Source organism: Mycobacterium gastri, assembly GCF_002102175.1.
GTDB lineage: Bacteria > Actinomycetota > Actinomycetes > Mycobacteriales > Mycobacteriaceae > Mycobacterium > Mycobacterium gastri.
This window is the reverse complement of the sequence record NZ_LQOX01000004.1, coordinates 1-19,065: the sequence shown is the minus strand read 5'-3', so window position 1 is coordinate 19,065 and position 19,065 is coordinate 1. Positions and strand designations below refer to the sequence as shown.

The 19,065-nt window shown below is 65.3% G+C and carries 10 protein-coding genes and 1 pseudogene; 5 read left to right on the top strand and 6 right to left on the bottom strand.

All coding sequences use genetic code 11. From position 1 onward, the window contains the following. Positions 1 to 40 precede the first annotated feature (40 nt). Both AWC07_RS00820 and hemW read left to right on the top strand, forming a co-directional pair. Positions 41 to 715: pseudogene (locus tag AWC07_RS00820) on the top strand (PE family protein); the annotation flags it as partial. A 42-nt stretch (positions 716 to 757) separates the two neighbouring features. Further along, positions 758 to 1,942: a radical SAM family heme chaperone HemW gene (gene hemW, locus AWC07_RS00815; RefSeq protein WP_036413061.1), complete on the top strand. Its 1,185-nt coding sequence runs from the start codon at positions 758 to 760 to the stop codon at positions 1,940 to 1,942. A 7-nt stretch (positions 1,943 to 1,949) separates the two neighbouring features. On the opposite strand, the gene AWC07_RS00810 is transcribed toward hemW, so the two are convergent. Together AWC07_RS00810 and AWC07_RS00805 are read right to left on the bottom strand one after the other, a co-directional pair. After that, positions 1,950 to 3,194, bottom strand: a complete 1,245-nt coding sequence (locus AWC07_RS00810; RefSeq protein ID WP_036413059.1) for a sodium-dependent bicarbonate transport family permease — start codon at positions 3,192 to 3,194, stop codon at positions 1,950 to 1,952. Between the two features lie 290 nt (positions 3,195 to 3,484). Further along, entirely contained in the window at positions 3,485 to 3,694 is a 210-nt protein-coding gene (locus AWC07_RS00805; RefSeq protein WP_036413057.1) for a hypothetical protein, read from the bottom strand. Between the two features lie 463 nt (positions 3,695 to 4,157). Here AWC07_RS00805 and AWC07_RS00800 point away from each other — a divergent pair, with 463 nt between their 5' ends. From AWC07_RS00800 to AWC07_RS00790, 3 genes are all read left to right on the top strand, one after another. Continuing rightward, positions 4,158 to 5,453 carry a salicylate synthase gene (locus tag AWC07_RS00800; protein WP_051507977.1) on the top strand — a complete coding sequence of 432 codons (1,296 nt, stop codon included), beginning with the start codon at positions 4,158 to 4,160 and terminating at the stop codon, positions 5,451 to 5,453. 163 nt (positions 5,454 to 5,616) lie between these two features. Further along, the gene (locus tag AWC07_RS00795; RefSeq protein ID WP_244187387.1) at positions 5,617 to 6,393 is read left to right on the top strand and encodes a sigma 54 modulation/S30EA ribosomal C-terminal domain-containing protein; all 777 of its coding nucleotides are present in this window, start codon (positions 5,617 to 5,619) and stop codon (positions 6,391 to 6,393) included. Between the two features lie 70 nt (positions 6,394 to 6,463). Beyond that, on the top strand, positions 6,464 to 7,480 hold the full coding sequence (locus tag AWC07_RS00790) for an acyl-ACP desaturase (RefSeq protein ID WP_036413054.1): 1,017 nt from the start codon (positions 6,464 to 6,466) through the stop codon (positions 7,478 to 7,480). 596 nt (positions 7,481 to 8,076) lie between these two features. Here the strand turns inward: AWC07_RS00790 and AWC07_RS26395 are convergent. The 4 genes from AWC07_RS26395 to AWC07_RS00775 form a co-directional block, all read right to left on the bottom strand. After that, positions 8,077 to 8,262 carry a hypothetical protein gene (locus AWC07_RS26395; RefSeq protein WP_139829463.1) on the bottom strand — a complete coding sequence of 62 codons (186 nt, stop codon included), beginning with the start codon at positions 8,260 to 8,262 and terminating at the stop codon, positions 8,077 to 8,079. 29 nt (positions 8,263 to 8,291) lie between these two features. Further along, a complete protein-coding gene (locus AWC07_RS00785) occupies positions 8,292 to 10,622 on the bottom strand; it encodes an ABC transporter permease (protein ID WP_036413052.1) in 2,331 nt (776 codons plus the stop codon). Further along, positions 10,619 to 11,383 (bottom strand): ABC transporter ATP-binding protein, encoded by a 765-nt coding sequence (locus AWC07_RS00780; RefSeq protein WP_084293510.1) that lies wholly within the window; start codon positions 11,381 to 11,383, stop codon positions 10,619 to 10,621. Before AWC07_RS00780 ends, AWC07_RS00785 begins: the two co-directional genes overlap by 4 nt. Continuing rightward, positions 11,380 to 19,065, bottom strand: a 7,686-nt coding sequence (locus AWC07_RS00775) for a non-ribosomal peptide synthetase (protein WP_139829462.1), incomplete at its 5' end; no start/stop codon positions are given. The genes AWC07_RS00780 and AWC07_RS00775, both read right to left, overlap by 4 nt.

The window sequence follows — 19,065 nt, the reverse complement described above, 5'->3', positions numbered from 1 at the left end:
GTCTAATTCGTGACGAGCACTCGGGAGGTATGGGTGTTTTGTGACGACGACGCCCGAAATTGTGGATGCGGCGGCAACGGATTTCGCAAGAATCGGTTCGGCTATCAACGCGGCGGCCCAGACCGCGGCCACCCCCACCACGCGGGTGTTGAGCGCCGGTTCCGATGAGGTGTCGGTGGGTATCGCAGCGCTGTTCGGAAGCACATGGCCGGGCATATCAAGCGCTCGCCGCCCAAGCCTCGACATTTCATGACCAGTTTGTCCGGAATCTCGCCGCGAGTGCGGGCGACTATGCCTGCGCCGAGGCCGCCAATGCCGCACAGAGCTTGCTGAATGCGATCAACGCGCCCAGCTTGGCGCTGCTGGGCCGTCCCCTGATCGGCAACGGCGCCGACGGGGCCCCTGGGACCGGGGCCAATGGCGGGCCTGGCGGCGTCTTGATCGGAAATGGCGGCGCGGGCGGCTCTGGCGGAACCGGCCGAAACGGCGGAAACGGCGGGCCCGCTGGGTTATTCGGCAACGGCGGCGCCGGTGGCGCCGGCGGCCAGGGCGCACCCGGAGCGACTGGGGGCAACGGTGGCCTGGGGGCGACGCCGTCGTCACCGGTAACGGCGGCGACGGTGGTAACGGCGGTCTGGGCCCACCCAACGGCAACGGCGGCCTGGGCGGCACCGGCGGGTCGTTGCTGGGCCAGCCGGGTCTGACGGGCACCGGGTAAGGCGGCGCCGCGCACCGGCACGCCGTGCGAAGATTTGGCATGACTCTTCGCGAGCGAACGGTGGAGCTACCCGGGATGCTGCGCAGTCCCGGACAGCCGTTCGGGCTGTACGTGCATGTCCCGTTCTGTGTGACCCGGTGCGGGTATTGCGACTTCAACACCTACACCCCGGCCGAGCTGGGCGGCGTCAACCCGGACGCGTGGTTGCTGGCCCTGCGGACGGAACTCGAGCTGGCGGCAGCACGGCTCGACGCACCGACGCTGAACACGGTATTCGTCGGCGGTGGGACGCCGTCGCTGCTGGGTGGTGAGCGTCTGACGACGTTGCTCGGCATGGTTCGCGACTGTTTTGCGGTGGCGCCCGATGCCGAGATCACCACCGAGGCGAATCCCGAGTCAACCTGGCCGGAGTTCTTCGACGCGATCAGGGCGGCCGGGTACACGCGGGTGTCGCTTGGCATGCAATCGGTGGCGCCGCGGGTGCTGGCCACTCTGGATCGGGTGCACTCGCCCGGCCGGGCCACGGCCGCCGCGCGCGAGGCCATGGACGCAGGCTTCGAACAAGTCAACCTCGACCTGATCTACGGCACCCCGGGGGAGTCCGACGACGATCTGCTGCGTTCCGTAGAGGCCGCGATCGACGCCGGTGTCGACCACGTGTCGGCCTACGCCTTGGTCGTCGAGGACGGAACGGCGCTGGCCCGGCGCGTGCGGCGCGGTGAGCTGAGCGCCCCGGACGGCGACGTGCTCGCCCATCGTTACGAGTTGGCCGACGCGCGGCTGACCGCGGCCGGGTTGAGGTGGTACGAGGTGTCCAACTGGGCCCGTCCGGGTGGCGAGTGCCGACACAACCTCGGGTACTGGGACGGTGGCCAGTGGTGGGGAGCCGGTCCCGGTGCGCACGGTTACGTCGGTGCGACGCGATGGTGGAACGTCAAACATCCCAACACCTACGCGGAGCTGGTGGCGGGTGCGACGCTGCCGGTGGCGGGCTTCGAGCAGCTCGGAGCCGACGCGCTGCACACCGAAGATGTGCTGCTCAGAATCCGGTTGCGTCAGGGGTTGCCGGTGGCCCGGCTCGACGCCGCCGAACGCCAACGCGCCGAAGCCCTGTTGGCCGGCGGGGCGGACGAGGCGTTGCTCGTCGCCGAGGGGGACCGGTTGGTCCTGACGGACCGGGGGCGATTGCTGGCCGACGCCGTGGTGCGCACGCTGCTGGGGTGATCCGCGATCACGCGGTGGTATGGAACCACTGCCCGACCATGCGGGCGACCTCGATGTACAGCGGGATCCCGATCGTGACGTTATAGGCGAACGTCAAACCCAGCGATGCGGCGAGCGGCAGCGTCGGACTTGCCTCGGGGATCGCCAGCCGCTGCACCGCCGGAACGGCGATGTAGGACGCCGCGCCGCACAGCACCGCGAACAACACGTAGGTGCCCGGCTTGAAGTCGCTATTGGTCAGGTAGGCGTAGCTGTGGGCGACCAGGATTCCCAGCGTCGCAAAGAGGTTCGGCGCCACTAGGCCGAAGAAGATGAAACCCCGACCCGCGGTCCTCAGGTCTTTGAGCTTGCGGGATGCCGTCATGCCCATCTCGAGCAGGAACAGGGCCAGTACACCCTGGAAGGCCGTGACGAAGAAGGTGTCGTCGTCGTGGACGACTTTCTCTCCTTGTAGTCCGCTGACGAGGCCGATGACGATGCCGCCGAGCAGCAGACACAGCCCAGGGTTGAGGAAGACTTCCTGCAGCAGCTCACGCGAGAACAGGGATGCCTTGCGGCTGCCTTCCCTGCCTTCCCCGGCTTCCTCCCAGTCCGGGTGCTCCTGCTTTTCCAGCGAGAGCTCCAGCTCCTGCTCGATTCCGCGTTCGTGGTTGGCCTCGAGGGTTTCCCCGCGGGCCGGCCGTGCTGCGGTTCCCGGTCCGAGCGAGACCTTGGCCGGGGGGGTGTAGCCCGGCTCGTCGGGCATGTACCCGGCCTCGTCCATTCCGCGGTGCCGCAGGCGTGCCACCAGATAAAGCGCCACCAGGCAGCCGGGAATCTCCATGACAGCCAACATCACCGGCATGTAGGCGTTGAAGGCGATGCCGACGCTGGTAAGCACGGCGACGCAGGTGGCGAAGGTTCCCGCGGAATCCGACCCGTAGTAGCCGGCGACGGTCGCTCGATCGATTCGCCGCATCGAACTCATGCGGCTCAGCAGCAAATAAGCCAGACCGCCGATCGCGAAGTTCAGGACAAAGCCCAAGACCATGAATCCGACGATCGTGCCGATGCTGGACGGCTTGATCTTGGCGAGCTCTTCACCGCCATGCCAGCCGATGGCCAGCAGCAGGTACATGGTGAGGCCCTGGTAGATCACGTAGGGGAACTCGAACCGCACCTTGAGGATCGGGATCAAGAACCCGAAGTAGAAGAACAGCAGCAGCGGTTTGAACAGGTTGTGGGTGAAATTCTGCCAGAACTCATGCAGCATTGGCGCCTCCCATGCTTCGTGCCCCGATCCAGGAAGCAACCACCTTCAACGGAACGACCGGGAACAACCCCAGACAACGCTGAGAATTTAGCGAGGCTGGGGCGCGACCGCCACTCACGACGCGCACAAAATAGCTGGATTCACGGTATTTTCGGGCACCGGCCGATCCCCTGAACTGCCGTGTGGCAGTCGGTGGTGACAATTGTGCTGGCAGTGCGCTGTAAGCGCCCTAATGGCGTGACTTCAATGTGAATCAGCTGCCAATTTGCTGCGAACTCCGGCTCGGGCCATCAGCGCGCGGAAGAAATCAGTGATGGCCGGACACCGATGCCCCGCTTGCGGTGGGTCACCTTCCGCCACGCAATGGGCGAGTAGTGCGTCGTGGTCTCCTCGAAGCCGTCGACCTTGCATACCGTAAGCACGCCGGTGTCCTGGTTGATTGAGAGCTCCTCGCTTTCACCATGGACTTCTTCGCCGTCCGCGAGATGGATCACGAACATATGCTGGTCCCTCCTCGTGCTTGCCTGCGGGTGGGCATACGACTGTTGCCGGCGGACACAGCCGGTTAGGCAGTGATGCTAGGAGAGTCGCGCGCACAGCAATCTGTCGTTATGTGGCTGGCAAGTAAACGGTTGGTAAACGTTTGGCGTTTCCTGTGTCTGGCGTGGCCGCTGGCGAGCCGCCGGGAACGACCGGCCACCTGGCGGCAGCCTGCGGAAGAAGACCGGAACTCGGCCCGGCCAGGTGGCGCCACTGCGGCCCGATGATGCCATGAAGCCCGATGATGCCATGAAGGAAGTAGGCCCCGACAGCGATCGACTCACGGTGAGCCCTGGTGCGGACGGCATCTGCGCGGGAAGGTAGCGGGAGACATTTAGTTTAGTAGGTTAGGCTACATTTACTAATGCTGTGGAGGGGAGCATCGCGATCAGTACTGCCAGTACCGCTGAAGTGTCGATTCCGATGCCGGCCGACCTAGAGCCGGCTGATCTTGCGGCCGGTTTGGCCGCCGCCCTCTGCGAGACCCGCGGCGAGTCGTACCTGCTCTACGAGTACGACGGGCAATGGGTCCTGGCCTTGGGCGTGCAGGCGATGGTGGAGCTGGACAGCGACGAGCTGCGCGTGATCCGCAACGGCACGACTCGCCGGCAAGCCTGGTCAGGGCGGCCGGCGCCGGTGCTGGGCGAAGCCATCGACCGGCTGCTGCTGGAGACCGACCAGGTCTTCGGCTGGATCGCCTTCGAATTCGGTGTCTACCGATACGGGCTGCAGCAGCGGCTGGCGCCCCGCACGCCGTTGGCCCGGGTATTTTGGCCGGGAAGCCGCATCGTGATGACCCGGAGCCAGATTTGCTTCATCGGAGCCGGGGCGCAGCACCGCCAGGCGGTGCACGAGTTACTGCGCGACGGGATAGGCGGCGTGCCGCAGTCCCGCACAGTCGACTTGTCCGCCGACCCGTCCGGCTACCGCGACCGGGTGGCCACGGCCCGACGCGAGATCTTGGCCGGCAAGTACCGCAAGGTGATCCTATCCCGTTGTGTCGATGTGCCTTTCGAGCTGGACTTCCCATCGACCTATCGCCTGGCGCGTCGGCACAATACTCCGGTGCGATCGTTCATGTTGCAGCTTGGCGGAATTCGGGCGCTTGGCTTTAGCCCCGAACTTGTCATGTCCGTTCAGCCCGACGGCGCCGTGGTCACCGAGCCATTGGCCGGCACACGTGCGCTGGGCCGAGGCGTCGCAGACGACCTGCAAGCTCGCCGCGACTTGGAGTCCAACGCCAAAGAGATTGTCGAGCATGCTATTTCGGTGCGCACGTCATTCCGGGAGATTGCCCAGATCGCAAAACCGGGAACCGCGGCCGTCACCGATTTCATGACGGTGCGCGAGCGCGGGAGTGTGCAACACCTCGGCTCAACGATCAGTGCGCGCCTAGACCCCACGAGCGATCGGATGGATGCTCTGGAGGCACTTTTTCCTGCCGTAACGGCGTCGGGAATTCCCAAAGCAGGCGGGGTCGAAGCCATCTTGCGTCTCGACGAAGGTCCGCGGGGATTGTATTCGGGTTCGGTCGTCATGTTCTCCGCAGCCGGCGGCCTCGATGCCGCGCTGACGTTGCGGGCGGCCTATGAACGTGACGGGCGCACGTGGCTGCAAGCCGGCGCCGGGATCATCGAGGCCTCGCAACCCGAGCGGGAATTCGAAGAGACCTGCGAGAAGCTTTCTGCGTTGGCGCCGTACCTGGTTGAACGTCGGTAGCCGGCGCCGGAGTCCGGTTCGACCGGACCCGCGTGGTGATCAGCAGCACATCTTCACAGGGACTTTCGGCCCTAGCGGACCGTGAGGCAGCCGGGGACGCTTCGACTCAAGCGATCAGTTCGACTGCTGTTCGGGCCGAAGAAGAAAGCGGGGTCGCTGCGGCGTGTACGCGCTCAAGCCGTGGTCGGTGCGGGAATTCCCCTATGTCACTGTGCTTTCCGGCCCACGGGTGTCGGCTTCGCAAGGTGAGTACGTAGCGCGTTCGGTGGGGCGGGTGCTGGCCCATCACGAGATCTCCGGAGGCGCTCGGGTTCGCCTGAAAACTGGAGCCTGTGGCCGCGGGCCGATGGTCATGCAGGTGAACCTGCGCGTCGGTGAGCTTCCGGCGCGGGTGCTCGCCGTCACGACGGGTATCGACGACCTGACACCGGCATTGCTGCGGCTGGATCATCATATCGTGCGGATGTACGGACAGTGGCGACCTCGTCCCTGGCCCGATCTGACCCGCACTCTCTTGACCATCGCCACCGGGGCCGTCGTGGTGCGCCGGAAATCGGTGGTGCTGCAGCGCACTACGCCGTTGGAGGCGGTGGCGGTGATGGATGCCATGGACTACGACGCGCACCTGTTCACCGACGTGGAAACCGGCGAAGACGCGGTGGTGTACCGGGCCGGCCCCTCGGGGCTGCGACTGGCTCGCCAGCGACATGTGTATCCGCCGGGATGGGCGTGGTCGTCGAGCACGTCAGAGCCGGCGGTGCCGCTGATCGTGAATTCCCGCCAGACGCCGTGTCTCACCGAGGACGCGGCAGTGCACCGCGCCGGTGAATACCGGCTTCAGCTGCTGTTTTTCACCGACCCGGCCACCGGTCGCGGCAACCTGCTCTACCCGCGCTACGACGGCAACCTCGGATTGATCACTCCATTCCAGCGTGTCTGACTTGCATGTAACCGTGGTTCACAGATATATTCACTGTTACTGAACGGCACACATAGCTGGGAGACCCCTTATGCCGAAGGAAATGACCAACCTACAGCTACTCAACGAACTTGAGCCCGTGGTAGAGCAGCTGCTCAACCGCCACCTCTCGATGTTCAAGGAGTGGAACCCGCACGACTACATTCCTTGGTCGGACGGCAAGAATTTCTATGCTCTCGACGGCCAGGACTGGGAGCCCGGGCAGAGCCAGCTCACCGATGTGGCCCAGGTGGCGATGGTCCAGAACCTGTTGACAGAGGACAACTTACCGTCGTACCACCGCGAAATCGCGATGAACTTCAGCATGGATGGTCCCTGGGGGCAGTGGGTCAACCGGTGGACCGCCGAGGAGAACCGGCACAGCACCGCGTTGCGTGACTACCTGGTGGTGACCCGCGCGGTGGATCCGGTCGAGCTGGAGAAGCTTCGCATGGAGCAAATGACGCGGGGCTTCAGCCCGGGCCAGAACTACCAGGGCGATATGTTTGCTGAGAGTGTATTCGACTCGGTGATGTATGTCTCGTTCCAGGAGTTGGCCACCCGCGTGTCGCATCGCAACACCGGCAAGGCCAGCAACGACGCCATCGCAGAGCAGTTGATGGCCAGGGTGTCTCACGACGAGAACTTGCACATGATCTTCTACCGGGACGTCAGTGCAGCCGGACTCGACATTGCGCCCAACCAAGCGATCAAGTCGGTGCACCGGATTCTGCGGAACTTCAAGATGCCCGGCTTCACGGTGCCGGAGTTCCGCCGCAAGGCCGTGATCATCGCCGTCGGCGGCGTCTATGACCCGCGCATCCACCTCGACGAGGTGGTCATGCCGGTGCTGCGGAAGTGGCGGATTTTCGAGCGCGAGGACTTCACCGGCGAGGGCGCGTGGATGCGCGACGACCTTGCCGTGCTGATCAAGGAGCTCGAGGAGGCCAGCGACAAATTCGAGGACTCCAAGCAGCGTTATCTCGAGCGCGAGGCTCGCCGGGCCGAGAAGATCACCGCTGACCGGGTGCTCAAGACCGCGGGAACGTTGACGCTCAGCCGACGGTGAGCTGCTCACCGTGCCTGTCGTTACCCGAGTCCGGCTCCCCATCCACGCCGACCTGGTCGACGAGGGTTGGAAGCTCAGTGTGAACACCGTCGTGACGACATCACTGAAGCCCCCGCCGGCGAGGGGAAGCCCTTGTGGCCTCGAGGCTTGATTTGTGCGGACGCCGGCTGCTGACCTGCCCGATGGTCGGAGCACCCGGACGCCCAGCTAGCCGGCGACGCGATGAAGATAGCCGCCACGGTGCGCGGCGGGCGCGCCGTGATCGATGGCGTGATCTTTCATAACCGACCGCGGATCCACTTATACCGCAAATGATTTCACGAAGCTCTGCCGAAAGCTCGGGATGCGCCAATCGCCGGGATGCCTCCGGTCCTGCTTCGACAACGCCTTTAATCCGGCTCGTGTCGTAAGGTATCGCTCGCTCAGTTGCGAAGCACGGCAACAGGGCACGACCGGCCCATCCTGCCGCGGGCGATGAGCCGGTGGTCGCGTCGCCGCGAGCCCTCGTCGCTTCCCTGGGCGCCGCGGACTCCGGGGGATATGACAACGACGACGGCACACCCGGCGCAGCAGCGGCGGCTACGCTGGGTGGCCGGTCATCGCCCGGCAACCGCCCGACCGTCGACGTGGGCGCCACGGCCTGCACCGGCGCCGATCACCGCCGCCGATGAGGTAGGCCCCAGGATCAGCATCCGCAGCATCTCCGGTGTCATCGAATCGGCTAACCCCAACGTGTGCCCAACCGCACCAGTGGCCATGTCCATCCGCTGTCTATACCCCATAGGGGTAATATCACCAAGCGCACGGGTGCTCACAACGTCCGCTCACGCACCACTTTGGCCACGTCCATTCGTCCGATGACGCGGAACGCCGGGATCAGCGTCAGCAGTGAGGCGATCAGGACCCCCGCCGTGACAAGGAGCGGAGTCGTGGTGTGCATCATCAGGTGCCATTGATACCCCTGCGTTACGTAGGTCGCCAAGAACGATTCAGCGAGCCACGTCCCGGCTATCAGACCAGCCGGCAGACCGATCGCAACCAGGGTCATATTCTCCGCCGCCACCAACCGGCCCAGTAGGCGGGCATCCATTCCGGCGGCCTGCAATGTACTGAGCTCACCGGTGCGTTCACTGACGTTGGCCGACATCGCGTTGTAGAGCAGCGCCGCGGACATCACACCGGCGGACAACAAGGTCAGTGCAACCAGCACGTTATATAGCTCGAAAGCCTTGCGGATGGTGGCGGAGACCGAGTCGGTGGGCACATAGGCCGCCACGCCGCGCAACGTCGTCACGTCCTGGCCCTTCGCATCCTGGTTGACGCCGGGGGCCAGCTTGAGCAACACGCCCGACGGCACAAGGGCAGGCACTTGCTCGGCCGCGACATATACGACCGGGCTCATCGGCTCGTCGGCGAAGCCGACGACGGGTTGCTCAAGACGGATTCCTTTCTGGGCGTTGGTTATTGCGATTTTGTCACCGGCGGCGACGCCGAGAATGGCCCGTAAGCCCGCTCCCAGCACCACACCGTCGGGGGGAAGGTCGCGGCTGGATCGACCAAATGGGAAGCGGTGCATCTGGGTTGCCCGCGGCAAGGCGATCAGCAGGGTGTCATAGCGGTTGTTGCGAACCTGCACCGTGACATCCAGTCGGGTGTACGGTTCTGCTGCGGCGACTTGGGGGTCGGCTCGTAAGGTATCCGCGACGGCATCGGCAGCGCCCGCGGCGGTGATGACTTGAGCGTCTTGAAGTTCGATCTCTCCGTACTGTCGATCAATGACGCCATTGACGGTGTCGCGCATGCCGGCGAACACCATCACCAGGCAGACCGAAGCCACCACCCCGGCCACGGTAAGGATCGTTCGGCGACGGTTGCGGGTGATGCCGCGCAACGTCATTCGCCAGCGGGTGGGTATACGCCGCAGCGGCGGCAGCAGTCGTTCCGCGACGCTTACGCCGCCGCGTACGCTGGTCGGCGCGATTCGCATCGCTTCCGCCGGGCTCACCCGCGATGCGGCGCGCGCCGGGGCCCACGCCGCAAGTGCGGATGCCGCAGCGCCGGCGATGGCTCCGATCAGCAGACTGCTGGGATACAGCGATGTCGCGCGCTGCGGCAGTCCCAATGCCTGGGTGTATTGGGCGGTGTACCAGCCACCGAGAACATAGCCGCCGATCGTCCCTGCCATGGTCCCCACAAGTCCGACCGCCACACCATAAGTCAGGTAGTGGCTAAGGATCGTTCGGCCGGACAGTCCGTTGGCTGACAGGGTGCCGATCACCGCTCGTTGCGCGGCAACCAGTCGCGACAAGAGCACCTGCGTCCCGACCACCGCTGCCACGAGAAACACCCAGGGCAGCAGTCTTGCGAACTTGCCTACCGATTCCATGCCGTCGTGCAAGAAGCTATAGGACGGCAGCTCGTCGCGCGACGTGGCCACCATTGCGTGTGAGGACGCCAATTCCGTTGCAGCGGTGACCAATGCGGGTGCTTGGTCGCGGTCGCGCGCATACGCCAGCAGCTGATCTGCCGGGCCAGCCGCGAACTGCACCATATCGGGTGCTGGTACGAACACCACGCCGAAGTACTCCGGTGTGGTGACCGTCTCCGCACGCGAGCGGGCCGGCCACAAATATTCCGTCGACACGGCAGACCCCGAAACGGACACCGGGCGCCAACCGGACGGTCCAAGCAGTTCGATGGTGTCGCCCGGATGCAGGCCGTAATGGGCGGCGACGTGCTCGTCCACCAGCAGCGACCCACGAGGCGGCAGACCACCGGATCGAACTGCCAACTTCGACACTGCGGGTTGGTTTGCAACGGGCACGCCGACTGCGCGGCCGAACAGGGTGCGGCCCTTGATCCGGATACTGACGTCAGATTGTTGGCGAAGTTCAACGTTGGGATGACCGGGAAGGGTTCGGGCAGCCTCGTCGAGCCCGAACACGCCGGGCCCGCTGATGACAACATCCGGCAGCAGTTGCGTGGCATAGACCCGGGTGAATGACTGCTGCAAGTTGGCATAGGCATCTGTGGCGCCGACGAAGACCGCCACACCGATCCCCATCACGACCGCCGCGGCCAGGAACTGCGAGCGCTGCCGCCACAGATCCCGGCGTACCTTGCGCAGCAGGATGCGGCTCACCAGTCGAGGTCCTGCGCCGGCACCGGGGCAGCGACCCGTTCCTGATGGGCGACCCTTCCGGAGCGCAACCACACCACCCGATCGGCAATCTTGGCGATCGCGGAATTGTGCGTAACCAGAAGGACGGTGTGACGGCCCTCCCGGGCCAACTCTCGCAGCATCGCCAAAACCTGCCGGCCTGTGGTCAGGTCCAGACTGCCGGTCGGTTCGTCACACAGCAGCAGCGGCGGCTCTTTGACGACGGCACGGGCAATCGCCACCCGTTGCTGCTGACCACCGGACATCTGTCCGGGAAACCGGCCGGCGAGGTCGGTGAGATCGACTTTCACCAGAGCTCCGCGACTGCGCTGAGCACAATCCTCGCCGGCGAGTTCAGCGATGATCTCGACGTTCTCGAGCGCAGTCAGGGTCGCTACCAGGTTGAAGAACTGGAACACAAAACCAACCTGGTCCCGTCGATATGCTGTGCGCTTCCTAGCGCTTAGCGCGGCAATGTCGTTACCGGACACCAGGATTCGTCCACACGTGGGCGCTTCGATGCCGCCCACCAGATTGAGCAGCGTCGTTTTGCCCGAACCGGACGGACCCAGTATTACGACGAACTCACCGGGCCAAACCTCGAGGTTGACATCCTTGAGCGCGTCCACTGCTGTCGGTCCGGATCCATAGGTTCGGCTCACCGCCTCCAGCCGTAACGCGGGACGCCCAGAGGCTCCCGCAGCCTCAGTGGCGACGTCCGACGATCGTAATGGTCCGCTCATGACACGCCCTGCGAGTATTCGCTTGAAGATTGCGTCACCCGTTGATGTTGGTCCTCGTAAACATGCTTGCCGGCGGCGCAGGTCGGGCGACCGGAACGCGACCACTTAACATTGGGCTTCGTTCTGCCCACAAGCTGGTCGGGCGTGCAAAAGAGCCCGGAAACCTCAGTGGATCCGGCTCGGATTAATGTGCGTTCGAGTTGTCGGCCGTACATACAGAGCGATTGGGTGGTCAGCATTTCTTGATGCGTGGAGTTGACCGAGTGCACGGTAATGTCGCCCGTAACGTAAGGTCGCCAACTTTGCAGCAGAGACAAACTCCGATCGCTCTCATCCCGCACAGCTGAGAATATGATCATGTCACCATCGAATACATCGGGTTCGTGGGTCTGATACAACGCCATACCACTTGCGATGTTTTGCACAAACAAATCCAGAAGCGGTTTGTATCGGAGAAATTCGGTGGCGCCTGGCTCTCGGATCAGTTTTTCTATCTGCTCGTAGGTGAGCGGTTCGTCTTGTTCGGGAACATCGATGCCATAGAAGCGCAGGACTTCTATCTGCTTCCTCCAGTCGCCCAGATCCTGGATGTCGTCGATACCGGGATCCGCGTCAAGAAGGACAAGACGTGCAATTGCACATCCGCGTCGCTGAAGCTCGATCGCGAGTTCGTGGGCGACGACGCCTCCAAAAGACCAGCCAAGAAGGTTGTAGGGGCCGGTGGGATAAACCCCTTGGATCCTGTCGGCATAGTTTTTCGCCATATCGCGAATTGATCGAGGTTCGGCTTCTTCGCCCTGCAGAATTTGCTGGATTCCAATGATCGGGCAGTCCAAGTAATTACCAAGAGCCTGATACGGCCAACTCACGCCACCGCCGGGATGAATGCAGAACAACGGAATGCCGGCACCCTTTTTCAGAGTTTGAACCGGAACGACTTCTTGTACGGAAATCGTGTTTGTGTTGCGGTGCAGGTGGTTGGCGAGGTCGGCGACGGTGGGGGCGTCGAAGATAGACCGCACTGGTACTTCGGTGTTCAGTGCTAGTTGCAGTCGGGTGCTTAGCCGGGTGGCGAGCAGGGAGTCTCCGCCGAGGGCGAAGAAGTCGTCGTCGAGGCCGGCGCGGTCGAGGCCTAGGACGTCGGCGAAGATGTCGGCGACGGTGTTTTCGGTCGGCGTCTGCGGTGGCCGGTATTGTGCGGCGGCGAACACCGGTGGGGGTAATGCGGTTCGGTTGAGCTTGCCCGAGGAGGTCAGCGGGATCTTGTCGAGCAGCAGCACTTGAGTCGGGACCAGGTAGGCGGGCAATCGTGTGCTGAGCTGCTGGCGTATCGCGGTGGGGTCAAGGGAGGCTGAGCCGCTGATGTAGCCGATGAGGTGGGCGGTTCCGGTGGTGGTGTGGTGGATGGTGGCGGCGGCTTGGGTGACCTGCGGGCAGGCCAGTAGGGCGTTTTCGATGTCGCCGAGTTCGATGCGTTGGCCGCGCAGTTTGATTTGGGTGTCGGCGCGGCCGAGGCAGTCCAGTGTTCCCTGGGGTGTCCAGCGCGCCAGGTCGCCGGTGCGATACAGCCGTGTTCCGGGCGCCCCGTAGGGATTTGCCACGAATCGTTGGGCGGTCAACTGCGGTTGGGCTGCGTAGCCGTGTGCCAGGGCGGGCCCGGTCAGATACAGTTCGCCGACCACGCCGATGGGGGCGGGGTGCAGTCGGGCGTCGAGCACCAGCGCGCACACCCCCGGGATCGGGGCGCCGATGGTGATGGGTTGTCCGGGTGACAGCGGCGTGGTGCAGGTGGCCCAGATGGTGGCCTCGGTGGGGCCGTAGGCGTTGAACATGCGCCGCCCCGGGGCCCAGGCGGTGACCAATTCCGGCGGGCAGGGTTCGGCGCCGGCGATCAGGGTGGATAATCCGCCCAGCCGGGTGCGGTCCAGCGACGCCAGCACCGTGGGGGTCAGGATGGCGGCGCTGATCTGCTGGTCGTGCAGCAAGCTGGTCAGCGCGTCGCCGGCATACACCTGCGGGGGTGCCACCACCACTGGCGCCGCCGATCCGGCCGCCCACAACCATTCGAAGATCGACAGATCAAAGGTCGGGGCGGCCACCATCAGGATCCGCGCCTGGGCGCCGACTGCGAACAGCTCGCGTTGGGCCGCGGCCATCCCCAGCAGGCCGGCGTGGCCGACCGCCACTCCCTTGGGGGTGCCGGTGGAGCCGGAGGTGAAGATCACATAGGCGGTGTTGTCCACGCTGAGCGGCGAGCGCCGCTCGGCGTCGGTGATCGGGTCGGCGCGGCGATCCGAGAGGTCCAGCTCGTCGACGCGGAGCACCGGGCGCGCCCCGGCCCCGGCCAGGCTGTGGGCGGCGCAGCTGAGCACACACACCGCGTCGACCGTGTCGAGCACCGCGGCGATGCGCTCGACGGGATGGGCCGCATCCACCGGCACATACACCCCGCCGGCCTTGACCACGGCCCACCACGTCACCACCAGCTCGGCACATCGGTCCATGGCCACGCCCACCGCGCGTTCGGGCCCCACCCCCGCCTCGATCAGCACCCGCGCCAACCGCGTCGATGACTCATCGAGCTGGCGATACGACACCTGCCGGGCACCGTCGATGATCGCCACCGCGTCCGGATCGGCCGCCACCGCCGCGGCCAACACCTGCGACACCACCCCCACCGGCGCCGCCACCCCGGCGCCAGAGAACCCCGACACCACCAGCTCACGCTCACCGCCATCGAGCAACGACACCTCACCCACCACCACCGGCCCATCCGCCACCACCGCCTCAAGCAGCCGACGGTAGAAGCCGGCGATCCGCTCGACGTCGGCGGCATCGAAAACCTCGGTGAGGTAGCTGAACTCAACCCGCAACCGAGCATCGAAACTAACCGCCAAACTCAATGGATAGTGCGTCGCGTCAGCCACTTTGAACCCCTCCACGTGCAGTTCACCCAAGGATTCAAGGAGCTGTCGCAGGGCGGTGGTATTGACGGGGTAGGACTCGAAGGCTAGGGCAGTGTCGAACGCGGCTCCGGGGCCGGCGAGGCGCTGAATGTCGGCCAGGCTGCGATGGTGGTGATCGATCAGAGTCGCTTGTTCGGATTGCAGGCGATGCAGTGCCGCGGTGACGGTTTCAGTGGGGATGATGCGTACGCGGGTGGGCACGGTGTTGATGAGGAGGCCGATCATGGTGTCCACGCCGGGCAGTTCGGCGGGCCGTCCGGAGACGGTGGTCCCGAAGACGACGTCGTCGCGTCCGGTCAAGTGGCTCAGCACGATCGCCCATGCCAGTTGGATGACGGTGTTGAGGGTGACCCCGGTCCGGGCGGCGAAGTCTGCAATGCAGGTGCTGTGCTGGTCGTCGAATTCCAGGACGTGTTTGGCTGGGGCAGAAGCGATTTGGCGGGCCGGATCGACCGCGGCGAGCATGGTGGGTTCGTCCAACCCGGCCAGCGCGTGACGCCATGCCTGTGCTGATTGCTCGGTGTCGATCAGGGCGACCCACTCGAGGTAGTCGCGGAATGGCCGGGACGGCGGCAGCGCTGAATGCTCGCCATCGGCGGCATAGAGGGTGAGGAATTCTTGCAGCAGCATCGGCGAGGACCAGCCGTCGAGCAGGATGTGGTGGTGGGTGATGACCAGCGCAAACTTGTTGTGTCCCTTGGCTACCAGGGTGAAACGCAGCAGCGGCGGGGTGGTCAGGTCGAATTGCTGCAGCCGGTCGGACTGGGTGAATCGGGTGAAGTCCTGGCCGGCGTTGGCCGAGCCGGTGAGGTCCAGTTCGTGCCACGGTACCTCGACGTCGGCGAGGACGACCTGCACCGCGGTGCCCTGCGAGGTGGTGACGAACGCCGTGCGCAAGTTGTCGTGGCGGTCGATGATGCCTTGCGCGGCGGCGTGCAGGCGCGCGGTGTCGACCTCGCCGGCGATGTCGATGACGGTTTGCACGGTGTAGGCGTCGACGGAGGACGCTGCCAGCAGAGCGTGGAAGAACAGGCCCGCCTGCAGCGGCGCCAACGGCCAGACGTCGACCAGGCGGGGGTAACGCGCTTCCCAGGTGGTCAGGTCGTCTTGGGTAACCGATACCAGCAGGAAATCTGAGGGGGTGCGGCCGCCGGCTCCCGGCAGTTGGGTGTGCCGGGCCAATCCGACCAGCACCGCCCGCCACAGCTCGACGAGTTCTTCGACGTCGTCTTGGGCGAGCAGTGTTGCCGGATAAGCGATCTGGGCGCTGAATTCGTCATCGAGCACCATCGCGTTGATCTGGATGGTGGCCGGTACGGGCATGTCGGCGTCGGGGGTGCTGGTCAGTGCGGTGAAGTCCGGGGTGACCCACCATGCGCCATCACTTGAGCCGGCCGACAATTCGGTGCCCGCGATACGGCCGAGATAGTTGAACATGAGCTGGGGATGCCCCGCGTCCGGCAAGGCGCTGGCCCCGGCCGGCGTCAGGTACCGCAAAACGCCGTAGCCGATGCCGTGTTGCGGGATGGCGGCCAGCTGCTCTTTGATGGCCTTGATCAGCACACCGGCGGCTGCCCCGCCGCGCAACACGTCATCGACATCGATACCGGACACGTCCAGCCGGGCGGGGAACACCGAAGTGAACCATCCCACCGTCTGTGACAGATCCGCCCCGGCCACTACGGCCTCCTCGCGGCCGTGGCCTTCGAGATGAACCAGTACCGAGGATTCGGCGACCCCGCGGCGCGACCGCCACACCGCCACCGCCGCCGCCAATGCCGCCAGCAACCCGTCATGCACACCGCTTCGGAACAGCGCCGGCAAGGTGGTCAGCACCGGCTCGAACACCTCGTGCGGTAACCGCAGCTGCACCCGATCCACCGTCGACATCACATCGACACCCGGATCGAAAGGACGAGATCCCATTGACGGATCGGGGCCGTCTGAAATCTGGGCCCACGCCGCCAGCTCGGCGTCGAACTGCCCCCGGCGGGCCGCCTCCTGAAGCCCGTGAGCCCATCGGCGCATCGACGTGCCCGCCGGCGGCAGCACAGCACGCCGCCCCGCGGCCACCTGCTCCCACGCCCGCATCAGGTCAAACACAATGATGCGCCACGACACCGCATCGACCACCAGATGATGTGCGACGATGACCAGCCGGCCCGAGCGATCTGAAACACCTTGCACGCCAGTAGGATCCAGCCAGACCATGCGCAGCACCGATCCCGCCGACGGGTTCAACCGATCCACCGCGGCGTCCAGCGCCTCGCTGGCCAGCGACGCCAACTTCTGCGGAAGCGCATCGGCCGCAAACGGGATCCGGTGCAGCAGCGTATCCACGTCGACAGAACCCATCTCACGGGTCTGCATCCGCCAACCCGCCGACGGATCCCGCCACAACCGGGCCCGCAACATGTCGTGGCGCGCCATCACCGCCGAAACGGTCTCCACGATTCCCGCCCGATCCACACCAACCGGCAACTGCACCATCACCGACTGAACGAACCGGTCGAAGCCGCCGCCGCGGTTCACCAGATCCCACACGATCGGGGTGAGCGGCACGTCACCCACACCGCCGCCGGGTAACTCGTCCAGCGCCGGGCCAGCCGGGGCCGCCGCGGCCACCTCCGCCAAGCGAGCAGCTGTCCGGCACTCGAACACATCCCGGGGCGACAACCACACCCCCCGAGCCCGGCACGCCGACACCACCTGAATCGACACGATGCTGTCCCCGCCCAAGGCGAAGAAGTCGTCGTCGAGCCCAACCCGGTCCAGGCCTAACACCTCGGCGAACACGTCGGCGACGGCTTCTTCGGTCCGGGTCCGCGGCGGTCGGGAAGGTGTGGCGGCAAACACTGGTGCCGGCAACGCCTTTCGGTCGATCTTGCCCGAGGAAGTCAATGGGAACTCGTCGAGCACCACCACCTGAGCCGGCACCATGTAGTCGGGCAACCGCGCAGCCAACCACTGACGCACCGCGGTGATTTTGGTGTTGGTGCGAGGATCATTGGCGTTAGTGGTGTGTTGGTGGGCCCCGGTACGGGGTGAGTAGAGGCCGGTAAGCGGGCCGGGGTCGGAGATGAAGACGGCATCGACGGTGCCGGGTTGGGCGCCCCAGGTGACGGCGACGTGGTAGCCGGTGGTTTCGCCGAGGCAGTGCAATTCTTCGGGAATGGCCGTGTCGCCGGTGGCTTGCGCGAGTGCATCTGTCAGGGACAGCCCGTCGGCGACGGCGTGTCCGAGCTGGACGTCGGTGATCAATCCGGCGCGAGGTATGTGGGTGACACGCACGGCGGCGGGCCGTAGGGATGTCAACCGGGTGTGCAGTCCGCTCAGGCCCGCGCATGCGGCCCACTCCCAGGTTGGTGCGGCGGCCACCGAACGTACCGGTGTGGGAGTTTTGTGGATGATGACGTCATAGCGGTACCGGTTGAGTTCGTTGTCGGCCGATCCGCGTTTGACTTGGATGTCGAGTCCGGCCACCGACGGATGGTCGGCGGCCCAACTGGTAAAGAACTCCGGGGCCAGTAGTAGCTCGCGTTCGCTGAGCATGGCGCGGCGGACCCGCTGGCGGATCTCGGTGGCTTCAATGGTTGGGGCGCCGGCGGTGCGGGCAAGCGCGACGGCGGTGTGGAACGCGCCCTGCAGGGTGTGGTTACGGACGTCGCCGATGAACACCGCCCCGCCCGGGGCCAGCAGATCCACGACCTTGTCGATGAGGCCGGCGAGATATTCCGCGTTAGGGAAGTACTGGACCACCGAGTTGAGAATGACGGTGTCGAAGTAGCCCTGCGGTAGTGACTCGGTGATGTGGGCCGGCCGGGTCAGCAGCTGGACCCGATCACGCCACGGAATCTGCGACTGCTTCAGCGAACGGGCAAGGTTGTCGATGGCCACCGCCGACATGTCGGTGGCCACATAGTGCTCACACTGCGGGGCGATCTGGGACAACACCAGCCCCGAGCCCGCGCCGATCTCCAACACTCGCCGCGGCCGCAGGGCCATGATCCGATCCACCAGGGCCGAACGCCACTCCACCATCTCCTCGACTGGAATCGGTTCATCGGTGTAGCTGCTGTTCCAGCCCCGAAAGTCCATGCCGAGCTCCGACACCTGAATTTCAGCGCGGTACAGCTCGTCGTACATCCATTGCCACTGTTCGACGATTTCGGCGTCTTGAACGACGGTGGAGGCGGGGCTGGTGTGCTCGAGGGTGATGTAGCCGATGAGGTGGGGGGTTCCGGTGGTGGTGTGGTGGACGGTGGCGGCGGCTTGGGTGACCTGTGGGCAGGCCAGTAGGGCGTTTTCGATGTCGCCGAGTTCGATGCGTTGGCCGCGCAGTTTGATTTGGGTGTCGGCGCGGCCCAGGCAGTCCAGTGTTCCCTGGGGTGTCCAGCGCGCCAGGTCGCCGGTGCGATACAGCCGTGTTCCGGGCGCCCCGAAAGGATTTGCCACGAATCGTTGGGCGGTCAACTGCGGTTGGGCCGCATAGCCGTGTGCCAGGGCGGGCCCGGTCAGATACAGTTCGCCGACCACGCCGATGGGGGCGGGGTGGAGTCGGGCGTCGAGCACCAGCGCGCACACCCCCGGGATCGGGGCGCCGATGGTGATGGGTTGTCCGGGTGACAGCGGCGTGGTGCAGGTGGCCCAGATGGTGGCCTCGGTGGGGCCGTAGGCGTTGAACATGCGCCGCCCCGGGGCCCAGGCGGTGACCAA